General features: G+C 59.4%; 3 protein-coding genes. All 3 read left to right on the forward strand.

Annotated features, from left to right (window positions below):
* On the forward strand, positions 1-1,170 hold a 1,170-nt coding region (locus Q0216_RS01925), incomplete at its 5' end, for a DUF6541 family protein (RefSeq protein WP_366139799.1).
* A 197-nt stretch (positions 1,171-1,367) separates the two neighbouring features.
* Positions 1,368-2,111, forward strand: a complete 744-nt coding sequence (locus Q0216_RS01930) for a glycosyltransferase family 2 protein (protein ID WP_298592502.1) — start codon at positions 1,368-1,370, stop codon at positions 2,109-2,111.
* Positions 2,112-2,113: 2 nt separating this feature from the next.
* The coding region (locus Q0216_RS01935; protein ID WP_298592503.1) for a DUF2304 family protein at positions 2,114-2,261 on the forward strand (148 nt) is incomplete at its 3' end.

The following is a 2,261-nucleotide window of genomic DNA, read 5'->3' on the forward strand; positions in this document are numbered from 1 at the left end:
TCCTTCGTGCTGTCCCTGTCGCTGACGATTCTGGTGGGCCTGGGCGGTTTGGCTCTGGTACATCCGAACGCGGTGGTTTCTGCCGCCGTGTTTGCGGTGCCCATGCTCCTGGGTGGCGTGGTGCAGGTGCTGCGTGCACGCGGCGCGTCCACGCGTGAGCGTCTGATGGGTGTCGGCGTGCTGGTGGCGCTCATCGCCGGATGCGTCAGCATCTGGTTGACGTTGCGCCCGAGCCAGGAGGCGAGCGAACTGTGGACCTCCGTCATGAGCGAGGGTGAGGCGGTCTACCAGTTCCTGTTCCTGGGTCTGGAGAACGCAAACTCGCTGGGCGGTAATTTCGCTCCCGCCTACCTTGTTGGTTTCTTGGCGCTGTGGGGTGTTGGCTACCTGCTGTATAAGCGCCGTAACCTGTGGCTGATTGGCAGCTGGATGCTGGTCGGCTACATGTGGATTGTTGCGGCTTCGGTGCCGCGCGGCGACTTCCGCCTGCTGATGGTTGGTCCCTGGTACACCGACCACTTCCGCCTGGCGGCTCTGGTGGTGTTCCCCGCAGTGCTTCTTGCCGGCATCGGTCTGGGTGGCGCCGTGGAGGGCCTCTTCGTGCGCATTATGCACGCTATTCCGCGTGAGAAGCACGCGAAGATTGCCCCGGCGATGATGGGTGCCTCCATGGTGCTGGTGCTCGCGGTTGCGGGTCTGTCCTCCCGTACCCCCGCAATGCATGACGCAACCTTGCAGGTAGCGAACAGGTACCAGGTGACCCCGACCTCCGACATCCTGAGCCAGGATGAGATGAACGTCATTAACGAGATCCCGAAGATCGTCCCCAAGGGAGACATCATTGTGAACAACCCCTGGGACGGTAGCGCCTTTATTTACGCGTTGGCTGACCGCCACCTGACCAGCTACCACTTCGAGTTCCAGACCTCCCCGAAGTATGAGGCGATCCTGAAGGATTTGAAGGATGCCCGCACGAACCCGGAAGTTTGCCGCGTCGTCAACCAGTACAACGCCCACTGGTACGTTCACATGGAGAACCAGGGCAACTTTGGCCCCAGTGAGCAGAAGAACTATGACGGCCTGGTGGCTGCTATCGATACGGATGTTCTGACCCCGGTGTACTCTTCGGGTCCGGTGACTCTGTACCGTATTAGCGCGTGCGATAGCTAATGCAATAACTAAACGGGTGCGTCAGCGCTCCTCATAGAGCGTATGCATCTCAGGGAATACGTGGTGCAGTCTACAATCCGTCACCAAATCTGAGATGCCGCGGAACCACTGATATGATGAAAGCCGGTATGTCCACTGGGGCATGCCGGCTTTCACACGCACGGTAAGACACATTCGTTAGGAGGGGTAGCTGCCCTATGGGTTCTCCCACATCGCCTCTTACCCCCCGCACGTATCCTCGTACGCTGGTGATTATGCCCGCCTGGAACGAGGAAGAGGCACTGCCCGGCACTATTGCTGAGCTGCAAGAGACGGTGCCTTTCGTGGACCTGGTGGTGGTCAATGACGGCTCCACCGACAATACCTCCGCTGTGGCTCGTGAGGCGGGTGCTTTTGTGATTGACCTGCCCTACAACATGGGTGTGGGTGCCGCCATGCGTACCGGCTACAAGTACGCGCAGCGCATGGGTTACGACTACGCTATGCAGGTGGATTCGGACGGTCAGCACCACCCCGAGAGCATCCCCTCGCTCATTGAGGCGGTTGAGGATTACGACATCGTGATTGGTTCCCGCTTTGCCGATGGCGCGGTGGACTATGAGGTGTCGGGTCCGCGTAAGTGGGCGATGAGCCTGCTGTCTTTCCTGTTTACCCGCGCGGCGGGTACCCCGTTCACGGATGTGACGAGCGGTTTTAAGATCGCTAACCGCCGTGGTATCGACTTCTACTGCCGCAACCTGCCCGCCGAATACCTGGGCGATACGATCGACATCACCGCCATGGCGATTAGCAACGGTTTGCGGGTGCGTCAGGTTCCGGTGCATATGCGTGAACGTCAGGGAGGTACCCCCTCCTCCGGTCCGCTGAAGTCTGCTGTCTATCTGGTTCGTTCACTGTTTGCCTACGGCATTTCGGTGAGCCGCCGCCCCGAGGAGAAGTAGCCGTGAGCGCCAGTATTTTCTTCTTGATTCTTGCCATTCTGGTTTGCACTTTCGTGGTGATTCAGGTGCGTCACCAGCGCATGAAGGAGCGGTACGCCGCCCTGTGGCTGATTATTGGTGCCATCATCATTGTGTTGGGTGCTTTCCCGA

This window comes from uncultured Rothia sp., from assembly GCF_937976295.1.
Lineage (GTDB): Bacteria > Actinomycetota > Actinomycetes > Actinomycetales > Micrococcaceae > Rothia.